Source organism: Kluyvera georgiana (genome assembly GCF_050990895.1).
Classification (GTDB): Bacteria; Pseudomonadota; Gammaproteobacteria; order Enterobacterales; family Enterobacteriaceae; genus Kluyvera; species Kluyvera georgiana.
On record NZ_CP158865.1, the window covers coordinates 3,256,451 to 3,279,906 of the forward strand.

The 23,456-nt window shown below is 57.0% G+C and carries 25 protein-coding genes; 10 read left to right on the forward strand and 15 right to left on the reverse strand.

Translation table 11 applies throughout. From position 1 onward, the window contains the following. Positions 1 to 29: 29 nt before the first annotated feature. Entirely contained in the window at positions 30 to 464 is a 435-nt protein-coding gene (locus ABTW00_RS15495) for a DoxX family protein (RefSeq protein WP_065355653.1), read from the reverse strand. 152 nt (positions 465 to 616) lie between these two features. Between ABTW00_RS15495 and poxB the strand changes: the two genes are divergently transcribed. The 4 genes from poxB to ABTW00_RS15515 all read left to right on the forward strand — a co-directional run bounded on the left by poxB (position 617) and on the right by ABTW00_RS15515 (position 5,929). Beyond that, a complete protein-coding gene (poxB, locus tag ABTW00_RS15500; protein WP_064548692.1) occupies positions 617 to 2,335 on the forward strand; it encodes a ubiquinone-dependent pyruvate dehydrogenase in 1,719 nt (572 codons plus the stop codon). Positions 2,336 to 2,373: 38 nt separating this feature from the next. Next, positions 2,374 to 3,375 carry a low-specificity L-threonine aldolase gene (ltaE, locus tag ABTW00_RS15505; protein WP_433636269.1) on the forward strand — a complete coding sequence of 334 codons (1,002 nt, stop codon included), beginning with the start codon at positions 2,374 to 2,376 and terminating at the stop codon, positions 3,373 to 3,375. A gap of 10 nt (positions 3,376 to 3,385) precedes the next feature. Beyond that, complete coding sequence (locus tag ABTW00_RS15510) at positions 3,386 to 4,828, forward strand: DUF2867 domain-containing protein (RefSeq protein ID WP_433636270.1); 1,443 nt, start codon at positions 3,386 to 3,388, stop codon at positions 4,826 to 4,828. An 87-nt stretch (positions 4,829 to 4,915) separates the two neighbouring features. Next, positions 4,916 to 5,929 carry an NAD-dependent epimerase/dehydratase family protein gene (locus tag ABTW00_RS15515; RefSeq protein WP_065355729.1) on the forward strand — a complete coding sequence of 338 codons (1,014 nt, stop codon included), beginning with the start codon at positions 4,916 to 4,918 and terminating at the stop codon, positions 5,927 to 5,929. 3 nt (positions 5,930 to 5,932) lie between these two features. Here ABTW00_RS15515 and ABTW00_RS15520 read toward each other — a convergent pair whose 3' ends face one another. Together ABTW00_RS15520 and ABTW00_RS15525 are read right to left on the reverse strand one after the other, a co-directional pair. Further along, positions 5,933 to 6,772: an N-acetylmuramoyl-L-alanine amidase gene (locus ABTW00_RS15520; protein ID WP_433636272.1), complete on the reverse strand. Its 840-nt coding sequence runs from the start codon at positions 6,770 to 6,772 to the stop codon at positions 5,933 to 5,935. Continuing rightward, positions 6,769 to 7,092, reverse strand: coding sequence for a heavy metal-binding domain-containing protein (locus ABTW00_RS15525; protein ID WP_065355648.1), 324 nt, complete (start codon positions 7,090 to 7,092; stop codon positions 6,769 to 6,771). Before ABTW00_RS15525 ends, ABTW00_RS15520 begins: the two co-directional genes overlap by 4 nt. Positions 7,093 to 7,283: 191 nt before the next feature. Between ABTW00_RS15525 and ABTW00_RS15530 the strand changes: the two genes are divergently transcribed. The 6 genes from ABTW00_RS15530 (at position 7,284) to artJ (ending at position 11,885) form a co-directional block, all read left to right on the forward strand. Further along, positions 7,284 to 7,799 carry a lipoprotein gene (locus ABTW00_RS15530; protein ID WP_433636274.1) on the forward strand — a complete coding sequence of 172 codons (516 nt, stop codon included), beginning with the start codon at positions 7,284 to 7,286 and terminating at the stop codon, positions 7,797 to 7,799. Between the two features lie 311 nt (positions 7,800 to 8,110). After that, the gene (gene artP / locus ABTW00_RS15535) at positions 8,111 to 8,839 is read left to right on the forward strand and encodes an arginine ABC transporter ATP-binding protein ArtP (protein WP_064548678.1); all 729 of its coding nucleotides are present in this window, start codon (positions 8,111 to 8,113) and stop codon (positions 8,837 to 8,839) included. Positions 8,840 to 8,856: 17 nt separating this feature from the next. Then, positions 8,857 to 9,588, forward strand: a complete 732-nt coding sequence (artI, locus tag ABTW00_RS15540) for an arginine ABC transporter substrate-binding protein ArtI (protein WP_064548676.1) — start codon at positions 8,857 to 8,859, stop codon at positions 9,586 to 9,588. Between the two features lie 6 nt (positions 9,589 to 9,594). Continuing rightward, positions 9,595 to 10,311 carry an arginine ABC transporter permease ArtQ gene (gene artQ / locus ABTW00_RS15545; RefSeq protein WP_433636275.1) on the forward strand — a complete coding sequence of 239 codons (717 nt, stop codon included), beginning with the start codon at positions 9,595 to 9,597 and terminating at the stop codon, positions 10,309 to 10,311. Further along, a complete protein-coding gene (artM, locus tag ABTW00_RS15550; RefSeq protein ID WP_065355645.1) occupies positions 10,311 to 10,979 on the forward strand; it encodes an arginine ABC transporter permease ArtM in 669 nt (222 codons plus the stop codon). The genes artQ and artM overlap by 1 nt, the downstream gene beginning before the upstream one ends. Before the next feature lie 174 nt (positions 10,980 to 11,153). Continuing rightward, positions 11,154 to 11,885: an arginine ABC transporter substrate-binding protein ArtJ gene (gene artJ / locus ABTW00_RS15555; RefSeq protein WP_065355644.1), complete on the forward strand. Its 732-nt coding sequence runs from the start codon at positions 11,154 to 11,156 to the stop codon at positions 11,883 to 11,885. Positions 11,886 to 11,930: 45 nt separating this feature from the next. Here artJ and ABTW00_RS15560 read toward each other — a convergent pair whose 3' ends face one another. The 12 genes from ABTW00_RS15560 to ABTW00_RS15615 form a co-directional block, all read right to left on the reverse strand. Continuing rightward, a complete protein-coding gene (locus ABTW00_RS15560) occupies positions 11,931 to 13,403 on the reverse strand; it encodes a sensor histidine kinase (RefSeq protein WP_433636276.1) in 1,473 nt (490 codons plus the stop codon). After that, positions 13,400 to 14,122 carry a response regulator transcription factor gene (locus tag ABTW00_RS15565; protein WP_065355642.1) on the reverse strand — a complete coding sequence of 241 codons (723 nt, stop codon included), beginning with the start codon at positions 14,120 to 14,122 and terminating at the stop codon, positions 13,400 to 13,402. The genes ABTW00_RS15560 and ABTW00_RS15565 overlap by 4 nt, the downstream gene beginning before the upstream one ends. Positions 14,123 to 14,347: 225 nt before the next feature. Next, complete coding sequence (rlmC, locus tag ABTW00_RS15570) at positions 14,348 to 15,484, reverse strand: 23S rRNA (uracil(747)-C(5))-methyltransferase RlmC (protein WP_433636277.1); 1,137 nt, start codon at positions 15,482 to 15,484, stop codon at positions 14,348 to 14,350. A gap of 41 nt (positions 15,485 to 15,525) precedes the next feature. Beyond that, complete coding sequence (locus tag ABTW00_RS15575) at positions 15,526 to 16,014, reverse strand: YbjO family protein (RefSeq protein WP_064548662.1); 489 nt, start codon at positions 16,012 to 16,014, stop codon at positions 15,526 to 15,528. A 60-nt stretch (positions 16,015 to 16,074) separates the two neighbouring features. Further along, positions 16,075 to 16,920 (reverse strand): putrescine ABC transporter permease PotI, encoded by an 846-nt coding sequence (potI, locus tag ABTW00_RS15580; protein WP_064548659.1) that lies wholly within the window; start codon positions 16,918 to 16,920, stop codon positions 16,075 to 16,077. Beyond that, positions 16,917 to 17,870, reverse strand: a complete 954-nt coding sequence (potH, locus tag ABTW00_RS15585; protein WP_064548656.1) for a putrescine ABC transporter permease PotH — start codon at positions 17,868 to 17,870, stop codon at positions 16,917 to 16,919. The genes potI and potH overlap by 4 nt, the downstream gene beginning before the upstream one ends. A 9-nt stretch (positions 17,871 to 17,879) precedes the next feature. Then, positions 17,880 to 19,013, reverse strand: coding sequence for a putrescine ABC transporter ATP-binding subunit PotG (gene potG, locus ABTW00_RS15590; protein WP_065355639.1), 1,134 nt, complete (start codon positions 19,011 to 19,013; stop codon positions 17,880 to 17,882). Between the two features lie 123 nt (positions 19,014 to 19,136). Next, a complete protein-coding gene (gene potF, locus ABTW00_RS15595) occupies positions 19,137 to 20,249 on the reverse strand; it encodes a spermidine/putrescine ABC transporter substrate-binding protein PotF (RefSeq protein WP_065355638.1) in 1,113 nt (370 codons plus the stop codon). 406 nt (positions 20,250 to 20,655) lie between these two features. Further along, positions 20,656 to 21,135 (reverse strand): YbjN domain-containing protein, encoded by a 480-nt coding sequence (locus ABTW00_RS15600; RefSeq protein WP_065355637.1) that lies wholly within the window; start codon positions 21,133 to 21,135, stop codon positions 20,656 to 20,658. Positions 21,136 to 21,263: 128 nt separating this feature from the next. Continuing rightward, positions 21,264 to 22,166, reverse strand: coding sequence for a 30S ribosomal protein S6--L-glutamate ligase (gene rimK / locus ABTW00_RS15605; protein ID WP_163446981.1), 903 nt, complete (start codon positions 22,164 to 22,166; stop codon positions 21,264 to 21,266). Positions 22,167 to 22,297: 131 nt separating this feature from the next. Beyond that, positions 22,298 to 23,020 (reverse strand): oxygen-insensitive NADPH nitroreductase, encoded by a 723-nt coding sequence (nfsA, locus tag ABTW00_RS15610; protein WP_064548646.1) that lies wholly within the window; start codon positions 23,018 to 23,020, stop codon positions 22,298 to 22,300. Then, on the reverse strand, positions 23,004 to 23,282 hold the full coding sequence (locus ABTW00_RS15615; protein WP_433636279.1) for a DUF1418 family protein: 279 nt from the start codon (positions 23,280 to 23,282) through the stop codon (positions 23,004 to 23,006). The genes nfsA and ABTW00_RS15615 overlap by 17 nt, the downstream gene beginning before the upstream one ends. Positions 23,283 to 23,456 lie beyond the last annotated feature (174 nt).

The window sequence follows — 23,456 nt, forward strand, 5'->3', positions numbered from 1 at the left end:
CGCCTCTGGGATATATCGTCAAATAGTCACTACTGCCAGGTCGATTTGCTACCCAGCGCAAATTTCCCCGCCCCCAGAAACGCGATCGCCAACCCCGCAACAAAGAAATAGACCAAGCTCTCAATCGCCCATGCCCCGGTTTTATCCAGTGCGGCGGTTTTATCGAGCCCCACCATCAACCAGGCCACGACCATGGTAAAGGCCAACACTAACGCCGCCGGGCGCGTCAGCACGCCAAGAATGAGCAGGATGGGTGCGACCACTTCACCCACCAGCACGCCATAGGCGATAAAGCCCGGCAGACCTTTCGCCACCAGCATGGCGCTAATGCCGTCAACACCGTCAAACAGCTTATGCAGCCCATGAAACAGCATCAGCCCGCCCACGGCCAAACGCAGTAACAGCTTGCCAAAATCATCGCACGACAGCGTGCGGTTCAGTGAATTTAATATGGTTGTCATCATTTATATTTTTCCTGTTTTATCCCTGTTGAACACTACGTTACTGCTTCTCATTTACAAAATATACCCGCTGAAAATAAGGGGATTTTCCCAGCGAAACGACAGGATTCATCTAAACTTGTAACCGGTATCACACTTCAGGAGATGGAAAACCAATGAAACAAACCGTAGCCAACTACATTGCTAAAACGCTCGAACAGGCTGGCGTGAAACGAATCTGGGGCGTTACGGGCGATTCGCTCAACGGCCTGAGCGATAGTCTTAACCGCATGGGCACCATTGCGTGGATGCCGACGCGACACGAAGAGGTTGCCGCCTTCGCGGCAGGCGCCGAAGCACAGCTAACCGGTGAACTCGCGGTCTGTGCCGGGTCGTGTGGGCCGGGAAACCTGCACCTCATCAACGGCCTTTTTGATTGTCACCGTAATCACGTGCCCGTCCTCGCTATTGCGGCACATATTCCGTCGAGTGAAATCGGTAGCGGCTACTTTCAGGAGACGCATCCGCAGGAGCTGTTCCGTGAATGCAGCCACTACTGTGAGCTGGTCTCCACCCCCGAGCAGATCCCGCAAGTACTGGCCATTGCGATGCGTAAAGCGGTGCTTAACCGCGGCGTATCGGTGGTGGTACTACCGGGCGACGTGGCGCTGAAGGCCGCGCCGGAAAACGCCAGCAGCCACTGGTATCCGGCCCCGCACCCAATAGTCACGCCGCCGCAGAGCGAACTGGAAAAACTGGCCGACACGCTGAAATCCTCACGCAACATCACCCTGCTGTGCGGCAGCGGCTGCGCCGGGGCGCATGACGAGTTGACCGCGTTTGCTGAAAAACTCAAGTCCCCCATCGTCCACGCACTGCGCGGTAAAGAGCACGTCGAGTACGACAACCCTTACGATGTCGGCATGACCGGGCTCATTGGCTTCTCCTCCGGTTTCCACGCCATGATGAACGCCGATACGCTAATTCTGCTGGGCACCCAGTTCCCGTATCGCCCGTTCTACCCCAGCGAAAGCACCATCATTCAGATAGATATCAACCCCGCCAGCATCGGCGCGCACAGTAAAGTCGATATGGCGCTGGTTGGCGATATCAAAGCCACCTTGGCCGCCCTGCTGCCGCTGCTGGAAGAGAAAAGCGATCGCCGTTTTCTCGATAAAGCGCTGGAGCACTATCGCGACGCGCGTAAAGGGCTGGACGATCTGGCCAAACCCAGCGACAAAGTCATTCACCCGCAGTATCTGGCGCAGCAGATTAGCCGTTTTGCCGACGATGATGCCATCTTCACCTGCGACGTCGGCACGCCAACGGTGTGGGCCGCTCGCTACCTACAGATGAACGGTAAGCGCCGTCTGCTCGGCTCCTTCAACCACGGCTCAATGGCCAACGCCATGCCGCAGGCGCTGGGCGCGCAGGCGACAGAACCGGGACGCCAGGTTGTCGCGATGTGCGGCGATGGCGGCTTTAGCATGCTGATGGGTGATTTCCTGTCGGTGGTGCAGATGAAGCTGCCGGTCAAAATTGTGGTCTTTAATAACAGCGTACTGGGCTTTGTGGCGATGGAGATGAAAGCCGGGGGCTACCTGACCGATGGCACCGAACTGCACGACACCAACTTCGCGCGCATTGCCGAGGCCTGCGGCATCACCGGCATTCGCGTCGAGAAAGCCGCCGACGTCGATGACGCCTTACAACGTGCCTTCAGCATCGACGGTCCGGTACTGGTCGACGTGGTCGTGGCCAAAGAGGAGCTGGCGATTCCGCCACAGGTTAAACTCGAGCAGGCCAAAGGTTTCAGCCTGTATATGCTGCGCGCCATCATCAGCGGACGTGGCGATGAAGTGATCGAACTGGCGAAAACCAACTGGCTCAGGTAAAAATGGTGGCATTCTTCCGAGTTTAAAAAGGAAATGCCGTGATTGATTTACGCAGTGATACCGTAACCCGCCCGACGCGCGCCATGCTCGAAACGATGATGGCCGCGCCGGTCGGTGATGACGTCTATGGTGACGATCCTACCGTTAACGCCCTTCAGCAGTACGCTGCGGAACTGGCGGGCAAAGAGGCTGCGCTGTTCCTGCCCACCGGCACCCAGGCCAACCTGGTGGCGCTGCTGAGCCACTGCGAACGCGGCGAGGAGTACATCGTTGGCCAGGGCGCGCATAACTATCTGTATGAAGCGGGCGGCGCGGCGGTGCTGGGCAGCATTCAGCCGCAGCCGATTGACGCCGCCAGCGACGGTACGCTGCCGCTGGATAAAGTGGCGGCAAAAATCAAAGCCGACGATATCCACTTCGCGCGCACCAAACTTCTGAGCATTGAAAATACCCACAACGGCAAGGTACTGCCGCGCGAATATCTTAAATCGGCGTGGGACTTTACCCGCGAACGCGGTCTGGCGCTCCACGTCGACGGCGCGCGCATCTTCAACGCGCTGGTTAGCTACGGCTGCGAGCTAAAAGATATCGCCCAATACTGCGACTCGTTCACCATCTGCCTGTCCAAAGGGCTGGGCACGCCGGTCGGCTCGCTGCTGGTCGGGAATTATGATTACATCAAACGCGCCAACCGCTGGCGGAAGATGACCGGCGGCGGCATGCGCCAGGCCGGTATTCTGGCGGCGGCCGGGCTGTATGCGCTGCAAAACAACGTCGCGCGACTGCAGGACGATCACGACAACGCCGCCTGGCTTGCCGTTGCGCTGCGTGAGATTGGCGCCGACGTCATGCGTCACGACACCAATATGCTGTTCGTGCGCGTGGGCGAAGAAAATGCTGCCGTGCTGGGGGAGTTTATGCAGGCGCGCGGCGTGCTGATCAACGCCTCGCCCATCGTGCGGCTGGTCACGCATCTGGACGTCAATCGTCAACAGCTCACGGAAGTGGTTGCCCACTGGAAAGCCTTTTTAGCACGATAAGGAGTTCGGCGTGTCACAGACTATTTTGGTTTTTGGGGCCAGCGGCTATATTGGCCAGCATCTGGTCACTGAATTAAGCCTGCGCGGCTATACCGTACGGGCGGTGGCACGTCGCATTGAACGACTCCAGAAGCTACAGCTTGCCGGGGTGACTTGCTATTCCGTTGACCTGGAAAAAAACGGGGATATTGCCCGGCTGTTGAACGGCGTGGATACCGTTTACTACCTCGTTCACGGCATGGGTGAAAGCCAGGATTTTATCCGCCATGAACGCCGGGTGGCGGAAAACGTCCGCGACGCGCTGCGGATTACCCCCGTTAAGCAAGTGATTTTTCTCAGCTCGCTACAAGCGCCAGAGCACCAGCAGTCGCCGCACCTGCGCGCCCGGCAGCTTACCGGCAATATCCTGCGCGAAGCGGGCGTGCCGGTCAGCGAGCTGCGCGCCGGGATTATCGTTGGCGCGGGTTCCGCCGCCTTCGAAGTGATGCGCGATATGGTCTACAACCTGCCGGTGCTGACGCCGCCGCGCTGGGTCCGTTCGCGCACCACGCCGATTGCGCTGGAGAATTTGCTGGTTTACCTGGTCGAACTGCTCAATCATCCGTCCACAGAACACCGCGTGTTTGAGGCCGCCGGGCCGGAAGAGCTGACCTATCAGCAGCAGTTCGAACATTTTATGGCAGTCAGCGGCCGTCATCGCCCGCTCATTCCCATCCCCTTCCCCACGAGCTGGATCTCGGTCTGGTTCCTGAACGTGATCACCTCAGTTCCGCCGACGATCGCCAAGGCGCTGATCCAGGGATTAAAACACGATCTGCTGGCCGACGATCGCGCGCTGCGCACGCTGATCCCGCAAACCTTAATCCCCTTCGATGAAGCGGTACGCCGCACGCTGGAGGAAGAGAAAAAGCTGGCCAACTCCAGCGACTGGGGCTATGACGCGCAGGCCTTCGCCCGCTGGCGTCCGGAGTACGGCTTCTTTGCCAAGCAGGCAGGTTTCACCGTCAGCACCCAGGCGAGCCTGACGGCGCTGTGGGAAGTGGTTAACCGGCTCGGCGGCAAGGAGGGCTATTTCTTTGGCAACGCGCTGTGGAAAACCCGCGCGGCGATGGATCTATTGGTCGGGCACAGGCTCGCCAAAGGCCGCCCCGCGCACCCGCTGCTCCAGCCCGGCGACATGGTCGACAGTTGGAAGGTGATTATCGTTGAACCCGAAAAAGCGCTGACGCTGCTGTTTGGCATGAAAGCGCCGGGGCTGGGGCGTCTTAGCTTTACGCTGGTCGATAAAGGCACCCATCGCGAACTTGACGTGCGCGCCTGGTGGCATCCGCACGGTATGCCAGGATTAATCTACTGGCTGCTGATGATTCCAGCACATCTGTTCATCTTTCGCGGAATGGCGCGGCGTATTGCCCGCCTGGCAGAAGAAGTCACAGGAAAAAGTGCGCAATAACCCTTTTTCGTCTTAGTTTCCCATTGCATACAAGTGAAATAAACGGAAGAATGCGCACGAAACTCTTTTTTAACACTGTGGATGATTATGAAGGTACTGGTCACCGGCGCCACGAGCGGATTAGGCAGAAACGCAGTTGAGTATCTGCGCCGCAAGGGCATTAGCGTCAGAGCGAGCGGTCGCAATGAAGCGATGGGCAAACTGCTGGAAAAAATGGGCGCCGAGTTCGTCCATGCCGACCTGACCGAACTGGTCTCCTCTCAGGCCAAAGTCATGCTGGCCGGCGTTGATACGCTGTGGCACTGCTCCAGCTTTACTTCACCGTGGGGCACCCAGGCCGCCTTCGACCTCGCCAACGTCCGTGCCACCCGCCGCCTCGGCGAATGGGCCGTGGCCTGGGGGGTGCGCAACTTTATCCATATTTCTTCGCCGTCACTCTACTTTGACTATCACCACCATCGGGATATCAAAGAAGATTTTCGCCCGCACCGTTTTGCCAACGAGTTCGCCCGCAGTAAAGCCGCCAGCGAAGAGGTGATCCAGCTGCTGGCGCAGGCCAACCCGAACACGCGTTTTACCATTCTGCGCCCGCAGAGCGTCTTTGGCCCGCACGATAAGGTGTTTATCCCGCGACTGGCGCAGATGATGCACCATTATGGCAGCGTGCTGCTGCCGCGCGGCGGCCACGCGATGGTTGATATGACCTACTACGAAAACGCCGCCCACGCCATGTGGCTCGCCAGCCAGCCGCGCTGCGACGGCCTGCCGTCAGGCCGCGCTTACAACATCACCAACGGTGAACCGCGCACGCTGCGAAGCATCGTTGAGCGGCTAATCGACGAGCTGGACATTGCCTGCCGAATTCGTTCGGTGCCTTATCCGATGCTGGATATGATTGCGCGCAGCATGGAGCGCTTTGGCGATAAAAAAGCCAAAGAACCGTCGCTGACCCACTACGGCGTCTCAAAGCTGAACTTCGACTTTACGCTGGATATCAGCCGCGCCCGCGAAGAGCTGGGCTACGAGCCGATTGTTTCGCTGGACGACGGCATCGTACGTACCGCCGCCTGGCTGGAAGATCACGGTAAGCTGCATCGCTAGGGTTTAGCCCTGGCCGTATTTCTCCAGCAACGCCTCGGCAATCGCCAGACTTTCCATATCCGCAACGCCGTCATAACGCGTCGGGCGGAAGTGCATCTGGAAGGCCGCTATCACCCGCATCTGCTGGAGCCGGGTCATATTCGGTTTAACGTCATAGCCATAGCGCGCCAGCAAATCCAGCAGGGTATACGAGGCAATCGGCGCATTCGGCGAGCGGCCGTTCAGATAGAAGGCCACGCGGCTGGCATCCGGCCACGCGCCGATACCCTGCTGCGCCAGCGACTGCCACGGGAATAACGGACCGGGATCGTCCTTACGCTGCGGCGCAATATCCGAATGTGCGACCACGTTTTGCGGTTCGATGTTGTAGCGTTTGATAATGTCCTTCGCCAACGGCACCAGCGCCTGGATTTGCGCCGGTTCAAACGGCGTAAAGAACTTCGTCCCCTCCGACTTCTGCCAGCCACGGTTTTCCAGCTCAATGCCGATAGAAGTATCGTTAATGCGGGTTGCCCCGCGCCAGAAACTCGCCCCCGCGTGCCACGCCAGCTCGGACTCCGGCACCAACTGCCAGATTCGCGGCTTGCCGCGTACCAGCGGCGGCACGGCAGGAATGAGATAATGGACGCTCACATCCTTGCCGGTCAGCGCGGTGAGCGAGACATCAAAATCATCTGCCGTGTAGTGAATCACCAGCATTTTGATGCGCGGATACGCCGCGGGAGCAGAACGGCTGGTATCGAGCACATAGTCAAGTTTCTCGATAACCGCCTTTTTATCATCGTTACTGGCGCATCCCGCCAGTAACACCGCCAGCATGGCTATTGTCAGAATACGTTTCATCTGCGCGTTTTGACCGCCGTACCGCTCACGCTGACCATCAGCATACTGCTGTCTTTACCCACGGTTTCATAATCAATATCAATGCCCACAACCGCATCGGCACCCAGCGCCGCGGCCTGCTCGCCCAACTCTTTAAAGGCAATTTCGCGCGCTTTGCGCAGCTCTTTTTCGTATGCCCCCGAGCGACCGCCAACGATATCGCGGATCCCAGCGAAGAAATCGCGAAAAATGTTGGCGCCTAAAATCGCCTCTCCGGTGACCACGCCGCAGTATTCGACAATCGGTTGCCCTTCAAGGGTGGGGGTGGTTGAAAATTGCATGGACAGCTCCTTCTTTAACGTTCAATGCCTTAGCTCTCAGCGCTAAACGCATTATCGGACCGATACGCTATGCTTGAAAAGGGATTACTTCATTATCGTATACGTAAATCGCGCCCGCTGCATGGCGGCGGTTGATACGCCCTCGACGGCGTAGAAGCGACTAATGTTGAGACAGCTAACAAGGAATCACTATGCGTTACACCAACCTTGCACTTATTCTTCCCGCCGCGCTGCTGCTGAGCGCCTGCACCACCGTCACTCCCGCCTATAAAGATACCGGCACGCGCGTGGGGCAGTGCGTTGAAGGCGGCCCGGATACCGTGGCACAAAAATTCTACGACGACCAGATCCAGCACCGGACTAGCGACATCACCGCCCTGCGTCCTTATCTCAGCGACGGCCTCGCCAAACTGTTGAACGAGAGCAGTCAGGATGCCAGCAAACGCTCGCTGATGCAGTCCGGCCTGTTCTCCAGCAGCGCTACGGCGCCTGATTCGGCAAGCGTGGCTAGCGCTTCGACTATCCCGAATACCGATGCCCGCAATATTCCGCTGCGCGTCGATTTAAAACAGGGAACCCAAAGCTGGAAAGATGAAGTGCTGATGATTCGGGAAGGTCAGTGCTGGGCGGTGGACGATGTGCGCTACCTTGGCAACAACAGCCACGCGCCAGCGGGTACGTTGCGTCAATCTCTCGAGAAACGTTAATAAAGTGTAAACAAATCCTGCTAAATCGTTTATCCCGGCAAAATGTCTGGCATTCCTCCAGGAATGCCGACATTTATACCCCTCGCCCACCCCGACCGTTATTTTGTGCTAACTTTAAAAGAAAAGTTGGTTTATATTTAAGTTTTAACGCACAAATATTGCATAACTATTCTGTCAAAGGTACTATTTGCGGCCTCAATTGCTGATAATTCCTCTATGGCTGATGCCTTCAGCGGGGAAATAGAAGAGCGGCAGCAGAGTAAGCACCTGGCGTTTCCAGGGCGAGAATAACTCTTTCGTGACGGGTATCAATGAGCATTAAATTAGACGGCATTAACTGCTTTTATGGCGCGCATCAGGCGCTGTTCGACATCACGCTACAGTGCCCGGAGGGCGAAACGCTGGTACTGCTTGGCCCCAGCGGCGCAGGCAAAAGCTCACTGCTGCGCGTGCTGAATCTGCTGGAGATGCCGAAGTCCGGTACCCTGGCGATTGCGGGTAACCATTTCGATTTTGCTAAAACCCCGTCAGACAAGGCGATTCGCGAACTGCGTCAAAACGTAGGGATGGTCTTCCAGCAGTACAACCTGTGGCCGCACCTGACGGTGGTACAGAACCTGATTGAAGCGCCGTGCCGCGTGCTCGGCTTAAGCAAAGACAGCGCGATGGCGCGTGCCGAAAAACTGCTCGAGCGTTTACGCCTCAAGCCGTTCAGCGACCGTTATCCCCTGCATCTCTCCGGCGGCCAGCAGCAGCGTGTGGCGATTGCCCGTGCGCTGATGATGGAACCGCAGGTGCTGCTGTTTGATGAACCGACCGCTGCGCTCGACCCGGAGATTACCGCCCAGATCGTCAGCATCATTCATGAACTGGCGGAAACCAACATTACCCAGGTGATCGTCACCCACGAAGTGGAAGTGGCGCGTAAAACGGCCAGCCGCGTGGTGTACATGGAAAACGGTTATATCGTCGAACAAGGCGATGCAAGCTGCTTTAACAGCCCACAGACTGATGCATTTAGAAGTTATCTTTCTCACTGAGATTCAGGACAATGACGATGAAAAAAGTACTGATTGCCGCGCTGCTTGCTAGCGTTAGCCTCTCCGCTGGTGCTGCTCAAACCATCCGTTTCGCTACCGAAGCGTCTTACCCTCCGTTTGAGTCCATGGACGCCAACAACCAGATCGTCGGCTTTGACGTGGATCTGGCGAACGCCCTGTGTAAAGAGATCGACGCCACCTGTACCTTCAGCAACCAGTCTTTCGATAGCCTGATCCCAAGCCTGAAGTTCCGCCGCATCGACGCGGTCATGGCCGGTATGGATATCACGCCAGAACGTGAAAAGCAGGTACTGTTCACCACCCCGTATTACGACAATTCTGCGCTGTTCGTGGGCGTGAAAGGTAAATTTACCGGCGTCGACCAATTGAAAGGCAAAAAAGTGGGCGTGCAGAACGGCACTACCCACCAGAAGTTCATCATGGATAAACATCCGGAAATCACCACCGTGCCTTACGACAGCTACCAGAACGCAAAACTGGATCTGCAAAACGGTCGTATTGATGCCGTCTTCGGCGACACTGCCGTGGTCACCGAATGGCTGAAAGCGAACGACAAGCTGGCCGCCGTTGGCGACAAAGTCACCGACAAAGGTTACTTCGGTACCGGTCTGGGCATTGCCGTGCGTCAGGGCAACACCGAGCTGCAGCAGAAATTCAACGCTGCGCTGGAAAAAGTGAAGAAAGATGGCACTTACCAAACCATCTACGCGAAATGGTTCCAGAAGTAAGACTTGATGAACGAAATGTTTCCTTTAGCAAGCGCCGCCGGCATGACCGTCGGCCTTGCCATTTGTGCACTGATTATCGGGCTCGCGCTGGCGATGTTCTTTGCGGTATGGGAGTCGGTAAAATGGCGCCCGATCGCATGGCTCGGCTCCGCGCTGGTGACGGTGCTACGCGGCCTGCCGGAAATTCTGGTGGTGCTGTTTATCTACTTCGGCTCTTCACAGCTGCTGCTGACGCTGTCCGATGGGTTTAGCATCAACCTCGGTTTCGTGCAGATTCCGGTGCAGATGCAGATTGAAAACTTTGACGTCAGCCCGTTCCTGTGCGGCGTGATTGCCCTCTCCCTGCTCTACGCCGCCTACGCCTCGCAAACCCTGCGCGGCGCGCTGAAAGCGGTGCCGGTAGGCCAGTGGGAGTCCGGCCAGGCGCTGGGGCTGTCGAAAAGCGCGATCTTCTTCCGCCTGGTGATGCCGCAGATGTGGCGTCACGCGCTGCCGGGGCTCGGCAACCAGTGGCTGGTGCTGCTGAAGGATACCGCGCTGGTCTCGCTGATTAGCGTAAACGACCTGATGCTGCAAACCAAAAGCATTGCCACCCGTACCCAGGAGCCGTTTACCTGGTACATCGTGGCGGCAGCCATTTACCTGGTGATTACCCTGCTCAGCCAGTACATTCTCAAACGCATTGACCTGCGTACCACTCGCTTTGAACGGAGACCAGGCTGATGCTCGAGTATTTACCGGAACTGATGAAAGGGCTGCACACCAGCCTGACGCTGACCGTCGCCTCCATCGTGGTGGCGCTGGTGCTGGCGCTGATCTTCACCATCATCCTGACGCTGAAGACGCCGGTGCTGGTGTGGCTGGTTCGCGGCTACATTACGCTGTTTACCGGCACGCCGCTGCTGGTGCAGATCTTCCTGATCTACTACGGCCCCGGCCAGTTCCCGACGCTGCAGAACTACCCGGTACTGTGGCATTTGCTCTCGGAACCGTGGCTGTGTGCGCTGATTGCTCTGTCGCTGAACAGCGCCGCCTATACCACGCAGCTGTTCTTCGGGGCCATTCGCGCGATTCCGGAAGGCCAGTGGCAGTCGTGTAACGCGCTGGGAATGAGTAAGAAAGATACGCTGGCGATTCTGCTGCCGTACGCGTTTAAGCGCGCGCTCTCCTCCTACTCCAACGAAGTGGTGCTGGTGTTCAAGAGTACCTCTCTGGCCTACACCATTACTCTGATGGAAGTGATGGGCCACGGGCAGCTGCTTTATGGCCGCACCTACGATGTGATGGTATTTGGTGCCGCCGGGCTGGTCTATCTCGTCGTCAACGGCCTGCTGACGCTGTTGATGCGTCTGATTGAACGTAAAGCGCTGGCCTTCGAGCGTCGTAACTGATTTTTGCATAATCATTAAAACAGAAAACGGATAAGCCTCTGGCCTATCCGTTTTTTTTCATCTCAAATAAAATATTTACTCAAATATATTGCATATAAATTCACATAATGGCATTGTAACTCCATGCCACACGCAGGGCAGCATTCTATAAGCGAGACAGACAGGAGCTCATCCATGAAAAAATTAGTATTGGCCGCCTTACTGGCCACCGTGACCTTCGGCGCTCAGGCCGCAGAAAAAATCAGCTTCGGCGTTTCCGCGACCTACCCGCCGTTTGAATCCATGGATGCCAACAACCAGATTGTCGGCTTCGATATCGATCTCGCCAACGCGCTGTGTAAGCAGATGCAGGCTGAATGTACCTTCACTAACCATGCGTTCGACAGCCTGATTCCGGCGCTGAAGTTCAAGAAATATGACGCGGTGATTTCCGGTATGGACATCACGCCGGAACGTAGCAAGCAGGTCGCTTTCACCGACGCCTACTACGCTAACTCCGCGCTGGTCATTGCCAAAAAAGGTGAGTTCAAAACGTTTGACGACCTGAAAGGCAAACGCATCGGTATGGAAAATGGTACCACCCACCAGAAATACCTGATGGACAAGCACCCGGAAGTTAAAACCGTGGCCTATGACAGCTACCAGAATGCGATTATCGACCTGAAAAATGGCCGTATCGACGGTGTATTCGGCGACACCGCGGTGGTTAACGAATGGCTGAAAACCAACCCGCAGCTGGGCGCGGCGACCGAGAAAGTGACCGACCCGCAGTACTTTGGCATTGGTCTCGGCATTGCGGTACGCCCGGATAACAAAGCGCTGCTGGAAAAACTGAACGGCGCGCTGAAAGCGATTAAAGCCGACGGTACCTACCAGAAAATTAACGATAAGTGGTTTGCTGAGTAAGCCACCTTTATCCCGGTAAGCGCCCAGCTTACCGGGTTTGTTTTTCTACAGCGGCACGAAAAAGCGAAAACAGGCCCCCGCCGCCGCGTCGACCAGACGAATGCTGCCGCCATGCAGCTCCAGCATTCTTCGAACGATCAGCAACCCCAAGCCACCACGGTTTTCACGCGCACTCTGCGGGCTTAACGCGGAAGGACGCTGGAAAAGCTGTTCCCGCAAAGCGGCCTCGACGCCCGGCCCGCTGTCCGCCACCTCCACCTGCAAGCGTTCATTTTCCTGCCACACGCGCAGCATCACCGTGCCACCCGGCGGCGTATGACGCACGGCGTTATCCAGCAGATTCGTGACGACTCGTTCAATCATCGAAACGTCGGCATTCAGTAACGGCAGCGCACGCGGGATCTCAACCTTCAGCGTAAGTCGGCGCGTCTCAATCGCCAGATCGAATTTTTGCGCCACATCCTGCAGCAGCTCACCGATGGCAAAAGGTTCCCGCTGCGGCTTGATGCCGCCGTGCTCCAGTTTTGCCAGCTCAAACAACTGCTGTGACAGATGGCGTACCTTTTGCCCCTGGCGCAGCGCAATCGCCAGATACTGACGATTATCCTCCGGCGTCAGGGTATCGGCCTTCAGCGAAAGCGTCTCCAGATACCCCAACAGCGAGGTCAGCGGCGTGCGCAGGTCGTGGGAAATATTGGCAATAAATTCGCGGCGCTGCCGATCGCTGTCGGAAAGCTGGTCCCACTGGCCGGCGATTTTGCGCGCCAGCTCGATAAAGGTATTGCGCAGAATCGCGACCTCGTTCGAGGTATCGCCCTCCAGCGGTTGCTGCGCGAGCTGCCGGATAGCGCTGATACTGTCCCGATCCAGCCCCTCAACATCTGCGGTAAGCTGGCGTACCGGGCGGGTAACCCAGTACCAGATCATCACCCCCGCCAACAGGCCAAACAGCGCCACCAGCAGCAGCGACCAAACCACGGTGCTCCACAGCGTTTTCTGCCAGGCGCTCTCCGCCAACGCGTTGAAATTCTCCCCTTCGAGGACGATATAAAGATAGCCTTGCAGATTGCCGTTCTGCATCACCGGCGCTGCGCTGAATACCTTGCGTTTATTCAGATTGCGCGGGTCGTCGCCGTATACCGGCCAGGAGGCGCCGCTCAGGAAGGTTTTGACCGGTTCAATGTCGAGCTGCTGGCGCTTGATGTGTCCGGGCGGCGCCGCGTCGGCGATAATCGTGCCTTCGGACGACAGAAGATAGAGCTCGACGCTGGGATTGAAGGTCATCAGCCGATCGAACAGCATTTTCAGGGTCTGACGATTCACCTCGCCGTGCGCTTCCAGCAGCGGCTCGCGGTTGACGATTTGCTGCGCCAGCCCGGAGGAGAGACGCTGCACCATCGCATTGCCGTACTGGTTGCTGTTATACAGCTGTATGCTGCAAGCGGCGATCGCGCACAGCAGCAGGATGGCGGTGAAGACCAGCGTCAGACGCTGGCTCAGGCTCAGCCGTCGATTCATGGCGCAGGCTCCGGTTTGTCAGTGGCGAACTTATAGCCTTTTCCCCAGACGGTGAGGATAATCTCCGGCTCGGCCGGGTCATTCTCTATTTTGATTCGCAGGCGATTGATATGGGTGTTGACGGTATGTTCATAGCCTTCGTGCTGATAGCCCCAGACGTTTTCCAACAGCGACAGGCGCGAGAAGACCTCGCCAGGATGGCGCGCAAACCAGTACAACAGGTCGAATTCACGCGGCGTAAGCTCGATAGACTCCCCATGCAGCCGCACCTCGCGGGAGAGCGGATCGATAGTCAGACCATGGCTGGCAATCGCCCCGCTTTCCAGACGGATACTTTGCCCCATCGCCTCCTGACGACGAAACAGCGCTTTGACACGGGCAATCAGCTCCAGCACCGAAAACGGTTTGGGCAGGTAGTCGTCGGCCCCCGTCTCCAGCCCCAGCACGCGGTGCGTTTCGCTGGTGCGGGCGCTGATAATAATCACCGGTAAATAGCGCGTCATCTGCCGAATACGGCGGCAGATCTCCAGCCCGTCAACGCCGGGCAGCATTAAGTCAAGAATCACCGCGTCCCATACGCTCTGCTCAAGCTGATGCAGCGCACGCGTGCCGTCGGCCTCATGCACAATCTGATAGCCTTCATCCTGCAGATTCAGGCGCAGCAGGGTTGCGATATCCTGGTCATCTTCCACCAGTAAGATTTTTTTTGCGTTATTCATGACGCTCCACCGACGCTTTTTTTCAAGCTTAACTCAGGCGGGCGTCACGAGTTATCACATTTTATTTAAACTTCCGGGCGGGACGGCTCAACGCTTAGAGCCTATCCCAGTAGGCGTAATTGTTGAAGCCAGTTTGGGACCGGACAGCGCGCAGAAACCGGAGCGTACACGTAGTACGTGAGGATTTCGAGCACTGCCCGGCCCCAAAATGGCGAATAAAATAGCCTAATGGGATAGGCTCTTAACCAGCAGCGTCAGCACCTCATAGTGCGCGGTGTGCGGGAACATATCGAACAGCTGTACTTTTTCGATCCGGTATCCCGGCAGGTGGGCAATGTCTTTTGCCATGGTCTGCGCGTTGCAGCTGGAGTAAATAATATACTGCGGCGCCATCTCGCTGAGATAGTCGCATAACGCTTTACCAATGCCCCGGCGCGGCGGATTGACCAGCACCAGTTGCGGAATATCCGCCTGGGCGGTGGCAAATTGTGTGGAGTCCAGCGCCTGGAAATGCAGCTTGTCCAACCCCAACTCTGCCGCCGACTGCTTCGCACAGGCAATGGCTTCCGGGGCAATTTCAATGCCGGTCAGGGTCATCTCGGGCGTCGCGCAGTGCAGGCCAAAACCGCCCACGCCGCAGAACAGATCCCACATGTGATTCACCGGCAGCGCCCGTACCCAGTCGCGCGCCGTGGCGTATAACGCGCTGGCCACCGTTGGGTTGGTCTGGAAAAAGCTTTGTGGACGAATCCACAGCGGCACGCCGTTAAAACGCTCCGCCAGCGCCTGCTGTTCGGTAAAGAAAATCTCCTGCTCGCCTTCCATAATCGCCATATGCACCGGCTGGATGTTCGCGGTGATCACCTTCAACTGCGGCAGTTGCGCCTGCAGCCACGGCAGCGCGGCGCGCAGCTGTGCCAGCTTGTTTTCTGACCGCAGTACGAAGCGTAGCATCATCCCGCCGTCGAGCTGGCTTTCCGTCAACAGTAAATATTTCAATTCACCGCGCTTGCGCGCCACGTTATACGGCGTCAAGCCCGCGCGGGCAATAAACGGCTTAAGAGCGGCGAACACCGGCGCGAACGACGGCGGATAGAGGGGACAATCGGTTAAATCTTCCGGCGTGCCGTCGCGATGCAGCATGCCGAGGAGCGGGTGCTCTACGCTGCCGCTGACCACCATTTTGGCTTTATTGCGAAAACCCTGCTCCGGCCCGCAAACGGGTGCGCACCAGTCGGCGACGGTAAACCCCGCCAGCAGCGTCTGGAGATCGGCCATTTTGGCGGCAAGCTGTTCGGCGATGGGCCGCTCAATCCACTGACAGGAACGACAGCGGTCGGCATCATAAAGTGCGCACTGCATAGAAAAACCTTGAGACTAATGGGGCGTGGATTGTATCACCGTTATTGTAAGCGGAAAAATCGCCGGGAAGCGGCGGGCACGAAAAGCAGGCATAAAACCAGCAGATCCGGCATTTTTTGCATCACCAACGAGCGGAAGATCTCGCGCTTCGATTCACCGGCAATGCTGAACAGTTCCGGGTAGCCATAGCCCAGCGATGCCGCCCACAGGTAGCTGGCGGCAATCACCTGCGTTAGCAGATAGACCCAGCGCGCCCAGTTGCGCCCTTTGACCAGCGAAAAGGCGCAGGCAATCTCGATAAACACCAGCACCAGGCTGGAGAGAAAGACCAGCGTCAGCGACCAGGTCTGGACGCTGCGATGAATAAATTCGCCTATCCCGCTCAGCCCCAACAGGTTGAACACCATCAACAGGTCGAGACAGCGGATTAAAATAATGGCGAGCGCCGCCACCTGCACTAAAGCAGGAACATTCAGACGGGCATGCGACCGACGGCTTCGAGTAAACAGTTCCAATGTATCGCCTTCCATGAAAACGATGCCGCGAAAATTCGCGGCATCGACTGCATATCCGTATCGATTTTAAGTGGATTATCCGCGTCTTGCACGCTGGATATCACGCACCCGCTGTTTTTCCGCGCGCGCCATCAAATACCAGGCGATAAATCCGACAATTCCGACCACGCCAAGGATCAGCGACGCCAGGGCGTTAATCTCCGGATTCACCCCCATACGCACGCTGGAGAAGACCAGCATCGGTAAGGTTGTCGCTCCCGGGCCGGAGACGAAGCTGGCAATCACCAGATCGTCCAACGACAACGTAAAGGCCAGCAGCCAGCCGGAGACGACCGCCGGCATAATCATCGGCAGCGTAATCACGAAAAATACCTTCAGCGGCGTGGCGCCAAGATCCATCGCCGCCTCCTCAATGGAGCGATCCAGCTCGCGCAGTCGCGAGGAGATCACCACTGCCACGTAGGCGGTACAGAAGGTCACGTGCGCCAGCCAGATGGTCAGCATGCCGCGATCCGCCGGCCAGCCGATAGCGTGTGCCAGAGCGACGAACAGCAGCAGCAGCGACAGCCCGGTGATGACGTCCGGCATCACCAGCGGCGCGGTGATCATAAAGGCAAAACCGTTGGCACCGCGGAAGCGGCCAAAACGCACCATCACCATTGCGGCAATGGTGCCGAGAACCGCCGCCGCCGTAGCCGCCGCGGCGGCAATGGTCAGACTCAGCCCGACCGCGCTCATCATCGCATCGTCACGGAACAGCTCGCCGTACCAGCGCGTCGACCAGCCTGCCCACACGGTGACCAGCTTCGAGCTGTTAAATGAATAGATCACCAACATCAGCATCGGCGCATACAGGAAGGTGAAGCCAAGCACCAGAATCAGGATCCGCCACGGTGAGCGGACGACCGGTAGATTGTTCATCCGTGGTCCCCCATCTGTTTTTGCTGATATTTATGGAACCACATGATCGGCACGATCAACAGCAGCAGCATGACGATCGCCACCGCCGAGGCCACCGGCCAGTCGCGGTTGTTAAAGAACTCCTGCCACAGTACGCGGCCAATCATGATGCTGTCCGGGCCGCCGAGCAGCTCCGGGATCACAAACTCCCCTACCGCCGGGATAAACACCAGCATCGAGCCGGCAATAATCCCCCCTTTGGTGAGCGGCACAATTACGCTGAAGAAGGTTTTCAGCGGACGCGCGCCGAGATCCAGCGAGGCTTCAACTAACGAATAGTCGATGCGGGTCAGCGCAGTGTAAATAGGCAACACCATAAACGGCAGATAGGCGTAAACAATGCCGATGTAGACCGCGAGATTGGTGTGCAGAATAGTCAGGGGCTGATCGATTACCCCCAGCCACATCAGGAAATTATTCAACACGCCGTTGTTTTTCAGGATCCCCATCCACGCGTACACGCGGATCAGGAACGAGGTCCACGACGGCAGAATCACCAGCAGCAGCAGAATGTTTCGCGTTGACGGCTTGCTGTGCGCCACCGCCCACGCCAGCGGGTAGCCGAGCAGCAGGCAACAGATCGTTGAAATGGCGGCAACCTGCAACGACTGGAGATACGCTTCAAAATAGAGCGGATCGTCGGTCAATTGCAGGAAATTGCCGAAGTTCAGCGCGATCGTCAGCTGGCCGTCGGCCCACTCCATCAGGTCGGTATACGGCGGGATCGCCCGCGCCATTTCCGCCAGACTGATTTTAAAAACAATCAGGAACGGCAACAGGAACAGCAGAATCAGCCAGACATACGGCAGCGCAATGACCAGCTTGCGCCCGTGCTTCATATTGACCCGCGCCAGCCACAGGGCGAAGCCGCCCGGTTTGTGCGGGCGGGCCGGTGGTTCATACGTACTCATAGCCCCTCCTTAAACCGTCAACACCACGCAGCTATCGGCTTCCCAGCACAGACGGACTTCATCGCCCCAGGTCGGCAACCCTTTCTGGTAGCGGTGAGCATTCTGCAGCTGTGCGCTGATCATCTGGCCGCTTTTGAGGCGGACGTGATAAATGGAGAGATCGCCGAGATAGGCAATATGCTCAACTTCCCCCACGGCGAAGTTGTAGCCATCCGCTGGCGGATCTTCACAGAGCATGATTTTTTCCGGGCGTAACGCTACGTACACCGGCACGTTATCGACGACAGAGGCATCCGGATCGACTTTCAATGGATGAACCAGTCCCGGAGACTCAATCACCAACCCGTCTTCGTCGCGCGCTTTCAGTAGCCCTTCGAAAACGTTGACCGAGCCGATAAACTCGGCGCTGTAGCGGGTGGTCGGGTGTTCGTAAATTTCTTCCGGTTCGCCAATCTGTACGAACTTACCGCGGTTCATAATGGCAATGCGGCCCGCCATGGTCATGGCTTCTTCCTGGTCGTGGGTGACCATCACGCAGGTCGCGCCAACGCGCTCAAGGATATCAACCACTTCCAGCTGCATCCGGTCGCGCAGCTTTTTATCCAGCGCGCCCATCGGTTCATCGAGCAGCAACAGTTTCGGACGTTTGGCGAGGCTTCGCGCCAGCGCCACACGCTGACGCTGGCCGCCGGAAAGCTGGTGCGGCTTACGCTTCGCGAACTCCTGCATGTGCACCAGCGCCAGCATCTCGGCGACGCGGGCGGTGATTTCAGCCTTCGGCAGCTTGTCCTGCTTGAGACCAAAGGCAATATTTTGCTCAACGGTCATGTGCGGGAATAAGGCGTAGGACTGGAACATCATGTTAATCGGACGCAGATACGGCGGAACCTGCGCCAGATCGACGCCATCCAGCATGATTTGCCCGGCGGTCGGCTGTTCAAAACCCGCCAGCATACGCAGCAGCGTCGATTTCCCGCAGCCGGAAGCGCCCAGCAGCGCAAAAATTTCGCCTTTATAGATAGTGAGATTAACGTCATCCACGGCGTGCTGGCCGTCGAAGGATTTAGTCAGGTTACGGATTTCCAGCAGCGGGGTGAGCGCTTTGCGGGTTTTCGCCTGTGGGCGGGGAATAGCGTCGTTCAATCTGGTGCTCTCCGGCAAAAAACGAATATCGATATGACCCGGTTGTCATATCAACCTCTGGACACCCGCCGCGTGGTGGGTGTCCAGATTGGGGCAGTTGCACTGCCCCGGTGCATAACGTCATTATTTCCCGCTTTTCACTTTGGTCCATGCGCGCGTTCTGACGCGGTCGATTTTGGGATCCTGGACTTTCAGCGTAAACAGCTTGGCGAAGACATCGGCTGGCGGGTAAATCGCCGGGTTGTCGCGAATTTCCGCGCTCACCAGCGGCGTTGAAGCCTTGTTGCCGTTGGCGTAGAACACGTGGTCGCTGATGTGCGCAATCACGTCCGGACGCATCAGGTAATCGAGGAATTGATAGGCTTCGTCTTTGTTTTTCGCATCGGCAGGCATTGCGAAGACGTCAAAGAATGCCAACGCCCCCTCTTTCGGAATGAAGTAGGAGACGTTCACGCCGTTCTTCGCTTCTTTCGCACGGTTCGCCGCCTGCCACACGTCGCCTGCCCAGCCAATGGCCACGCAGATATCGCCGTTGGCCAGATCGTTAATGTACTGAGAGGAGTGGAAGTAGCGAATATTCGGGCGCAGCTTCAGCAGCAGGTCGGTTGCCGGGCCGGTGTAATCATCCGCCTTGCTGCTGTTCGGATCTTTGCCCAGATAGTTCAGCACGGTGGCAAAAATCTCTTCTGGCGCATCGAGGAAGGAGACGCCGCAGCTCTTCAGCTTCTCAAGGTTTTCCGGCTTCATCACCAGATCCCAACTGTTCAGCGGCGCGTCTTTGCCCAGAACGGCTTTAACCTTATCGACGTTATAGCCAATACCGGTGGTCGCCCACAGGTAAGGCATGGCGTATTTATTCTCCGGGTCGTGCTTAGCGACCAGCTTCAGGACTTCCGGGTCGAGATTTTTCCAGTTTGGCAGCTTGCTCTTATCGAGCGGCTGGAACACGCCCGCGGTGAGCTGGCGCTCCAGGAAGCTTGCCGACGGCACCACCAGGTCAAAACCGGTGCTCCCCGCCATCAGTTTCCCTTCCAGCACTTCGTTAGAGTCGAATACGTCGTACACGACTTTAATCCCGGTCTCTTTCTCGAAGTTCGCCACGGTATCCGGCGCGATATAGTCGGACCAGTTATAGACATGCAGCGTTTTTTGTTCTGCAGCGAGCACGCTTGCCGAGGCAGCCATCAGCGCACCCGTCACCAGACCTGTTAACCATTTTTTATTTAAGGCGGCCATATCTCTTATCCTTCTCGTCGCCCGTTAACAAACGGACTAAATATACGCAATTTAGAGTATGCAGAAATCATGCATATTTTTTCGTACTGCATGAAAGAGAAGAGACCGGGCTCCCCTGCAGTCATTGCTCGCGCTATCGATGCAAAATTCTCGCCAACAATGAGAATTGCCAGCAATAATTAGGGGGTGCAGCGATATGTCGCAAGGATAACTGTAGCCCGAGCCGGAGGCTATAGGTCAGCGTAAAAAACGCCTTTTATCAATTTTTTATGCAAGATCACTCTATCTGATAAGCCAAAAGAGCCAATCAGGTAGTGAAAGAATCTTTAAAATAAGGTTAAAAGCAGAATAAAAGCATGTAATACGCAGCCACCATGGCAGTGACTGCGCTATTTAGCGGGGAGGATTAGTGAAGAAAATGGTATTGAACATCTTCCGGCGGCTGCTCTTCCTCTTCCGGCTTATACAGCAGCTGCTGGGCGGACGCCTCGAGGATCACCATCGAGACCTGCTCTTCGCTTTGCTGCACGAAAGCCGCAAACTGTTCAAAGCTGACCCCAACCGCAGCGGATAAAGACTGGCAAACCACCAGCTTTGGCAGATTATCATCCTGCATATCGAGAAACGCTTTCACCGTCAGCGAGCTGGCGTTAATCGCAGACAGGTCGGCCCCCACCGCCAGCAGCGCAGACGGCTTGACCTCGGCCAGCGCCGAGAAGAGCACGACGTTATCAATGAGGTCAATTTTGGCATCGAAGACGCCATCAAAATTTTGCATATGCGGCAGGTGCAGCGCCTGACAGGTGTCGCACTCAAAAAAGCTCATGCCTATTTCGTCGAGCCACTGACGTAACGTATCCAGACTCGGGACGACGAGAGAATCCATATTGCCTATGACCTCATGCGGTAAAGTAACATTTCATAAAACACAAACGACCGGGACAGCGCCCGGCCTGAGAACCTGATTGACTTATAGCTTACGCAAAAAAAGCCTCACATACCATGAAAGCCGCACTAGCCACCGATTTTCAGGCAAAAACCAGGGTGTGCCTGCTGTTCGATCCAGGCGATCATTTTTCCGGCAATATCGATACCGGTCGTGGTTTCCACCCCTTCCAGCCCCGGCGAGGCGTTCACTTCCATCACCAGCGGTCCGCGCGCTGCGCGCAGGATATCCACACCGGCTACATCAAGGCCCAGAGTTTGAGCTGCCTTAATCGCAATCTCACGCTCGGCGTGAGTGATATCGGCCACCGTGGCGACACCACCGCGATGCAGATTGGAGCGAAAATCGCCCTCCTTCGCCCGACGCTCAATCGCCGCCACCACCTGATTGCCCACCACCAGGCAGCGTATATCGCGCCCTTTGGCCTCTTTGATATATTCCTGCACCAGAATATGCGCGTTCAGCCCGCGAAAGGCGTCAATCACGCTCTCAGCCGCCTGTCGGGTTTCGGCCAGCACCACGCCGATTCCCTGCGTCCCTTCCACCAGCTTGACCACCAGCGGCGCGCCGCCGACCATGTCGATAAGATCGCTGGTATCGTCCGGCGAATGGGCAATGCCGGTCACCGGAAGGTCGATACCCTGGCGCGCCAGCAGCTGGAGCGAACGCAGCTTGTCACGGGCACGCGTAATCGCCACTGATTCGTTGAGCGGGTAGCTGCCCAGCATTTCAAACTGACGCAGCGCCGCCATGCCGTAGTAGGTGATAGCCGAGCCGATACGCGGGATCACCGCATCATAATGCGGCAGCTGGCGCCCTTTATAATGAATGGACGACGCTGACGGATTGATATTCATGTAGCACGAAAGCGGGTCGAGTATTTCGACGATATGGCCACGGCGAAGGGCGGCCTCGCGCAGACGTTTGCACGAGTAGAGCGTTCCATCCCGGGATAAAATGGCGATTTTCACCCTTTACCTCTCCAAAAAGACCGTAAAAAAAGCCGACGTAGCATACCGCTTTCCCCTGGCCGAATGTATGCGCCCTGACAAAGATTCAGCCCGATAGCGTTGCGCTTATCGGGCCTCTGGGGGCACAGCGCTTAGCGTGTCGCCCAACCTTGCTTGTGCAGATAGTCCAGAATAAACGGACGGCTTTCTTTAATTAGCGTGCGGCGAATATGGTCACTCCAGGTATCACGGCGCGCGTTGGTGCTGCGTGACAGATAATACTGCGCCAGCTGCTCGTCGTACTGCGCCAGCACCTCATGGTCGAGCGGCTGGTAATGGTTTTCATGCACCAACAGCGCGGCAGGTAGGCGCGGCTTGAGGTCCGGATGGCTTGCCGGCCAGCCCAGGCACAGACCAAACAGCGGCAGCACGTGCTTAGGCAGCGCCAGCAGCTCGGTCACGGTTTCAATGTTATTACGCAGACCGCCGATATACACGCCGCCCAGCCCCAGCGATTCCGCCGCGGTCAGCGCATTTTGCGCCATCAGCGCGGTATCCACCACGCCCAACAGCAGCTGCTCCGCCAGCCCCAGCTGCGCATCAGGGAAAATCTGCAGATGACGGTTAAAATCGGCGCAGAACACCCAAAACTCAGCCGCCTGCGCCACGTGCTGCTGCCCGCCGGTCAGGCCGACCAGCTGCTCGCGCATCGCTTTATCGGTAATGCGAATAATCGATGTACACTGCAAAAAGCTCGAGCTGGACGTTGCCTGGGCGCTGGCGATAATCGCCTGACGCTGGTCGTCGCGAATTGGTTCGTCGGTGAATTGACGAATGGAGCGATGGTTAAGCAATACCTCAATGGTCGGTGTCATCTTTGTCTTCCTTTTTTCGCGACTGGCCAGGATTCATCAGCTGCGGCGCTACGGCGCGGGCAATACCGAGGAACAGCACGCCAGCGGCAGGCAGCATCAGCGCAATTCCCACGAAGATCATCACCACCGCCGCCAGCGGGCTGGCAAACGGCGCGGGCAGCGTGACATACTGATTCAACGACAGCCACGCCACCGCCAGCACAATCATGCCGATGGTCTCCAGAATTAAAACGCTTTTCGGTAGTGCTCCCAGCGAACGCATGCCTCTCCTCCTGTGAACCTGTCGCGTATTTTGATAGCCAATTTAGCTCGAGTATAACGGTAAGCGGGGGAAAATAATTAGCCAAACATAGCCTTGATGAATCAGAACAACAGGCAGAACCTTCTTTCCCCTGCTCGTCCGGCGCGGCATGATAAGCGCCATTCGCCGACAGGC

What these genes read in the sequence shown, in the direction of transcription:
- potF (WP_065355638.1), bottom strand. Translation starts at nt 20,249, where the DNA reads ATGGCCGCCTTAAATAAAAAATGGTTAACAGGTCTGGTGACGGGTGCG.
- artP (WP_064548678.1), top strand. Translation starts at nt 8,111, where the DNA reads ATGAGCATTAAATTAGACGGCATTAACTGCTTTTATGGCGCGCATCAG.
- artM (WP_065355645.1), top strand. Translation starts at nt 10,311, where the DNA reads ATGCTCGAGTATTTACCGGAACTGATGAAAGGGCTGCACACCAGCCTG.
- rlmC (WP_433636277.1), bottom strand. Translation starts at nt 15,484, where the DNA reads ATGCAGTGCGCACTTTATGATGCCGACCGCTGTCGTTCCTGTCAGTGG.
- ABTW00_RS15560 (WP_433636276.1), bottom strand. Translation starts at nt 13,403, where the DNA reads ATGAATCGACGGCTGAGCCTGAGCCAGCGTCTGACGCTGGTCTTCACC.
- ABTW00_RS15515 (WP_065355729.1), top strand. Translation starts at nt 4,916, where the DNA reads ATGAAGGTACTGGTCACCGGCGCCACGAGCGGATTAGGCAGAAACGCA.
- ABTW00_RS15530 (WP_433636274.1), top strand. Translation starts at nt 7,284, where the DNA reads ATGCGTTACACCAACCTTGCACTTATTCTTCCCGCCGCGCTGCTGCTG.
- ABTW00_RS15565 (WP_065355642.1), bottom strand. Translation starts at nt 14,122, where the DNA reads ATGAATAACGCAAAAAAAATCTTACTGGTGGAAGATGACCAGGATATC.
- artI (WP_064548676.1), top strand. Translation starts at nt 8,857, where the DNA reads ATGAAAAAAGTACTGATTGCCGCGCTGCTTGCTAGCGTTAGCCTCTCC.
- ABTW00_RS15615 (WP_433636279.1), bottom strand. Translation starts at nt 23,282, where the DNA reads ATGCGTTCGCTGGGAGCACTACCGAAAAGCGTTTTAATTCTGGAGACC.
- ABTW00_RS15495 (WP_065355653.1), bottom strand. Translation starts at nt 464, where the DNA reads ATGATGACAACCATATTAAATTCACTGAACCGCACGCTGTCGTGCGAT.
- artQ (WP_433636275.1), top strand. Translation starts at nt 9,595, where the DNA reads ATGAACGAAATGTTTCCTTTAGCAAGCGCCGCCGGCATGACCGTCGGC.
- poxB (WP_064548692.1), top strand. Translation starts at nt 617, where the DNA reads ATGAAACAAACCGTAGCCAACTACATTGCTAAAACGCTCGAACAGGCT.
- ABTW00_RS15600 (WP_065355637.1), bottom strand. Translation starts at nt 21,135, where the DNA reads ATGGATTCTCTCGTCGTCCCGAGTCTGGATACGTTACGTCAGTGGCTC.
- ABTW00_RS15525 (WP_065355648.1), bottom strand. Translation starts at nt 7,092, where the DNA reads ATGCAATTTTCAACCACCCCCACCCTTGAAGGGCAACCGATTGTCGAA.
- ABTW00_RS15575 (WP_064548662.1), bottom strand. Translation starts at nt 16,014, where the DNA reads ATGGAAGGCGATACATTGGAACTGTTTACTCGAAGCCGTCGGTCGCAT.
- nfsA (WP_064548646.1), bottom strand. Translation starts at nt 23,020, where the DNA reads ATGACACCGACCATTGAGGTATTGCTTAACCATCGCTCCATTCGTCAA.
- potH (WP_064548656.1), bottom strand. Translation starts at nt 17,870, where the DNA reads ATGAGTACGTATGAACCACCGGCCCGCCCGCACAAACCGGGCGGCTTC.
- ABTW00_RS15520 (WP_433636272.1), bottom strand. Translation starts at nt 6,772, where the DNA reads ATGAAACGTATTCTGACAATAGCCATGCTGGCGGTGTTACTGGCGGGA.
- artJ (WP_065355644.1), top strand. Translation starts at nt 11,154, where the DNA reads ATGAAAAAATTAGTATTGGCCGCCTTACTGGCCACCGTGACCTTCGGC.
- potI (WP_064548659.1), bottom strand. Translation starts at nt 16,920, where the DNA reads ATGAACAATCTACCGGTCGTCCGCTCACCGTGGCGGATCCTGATTCTG.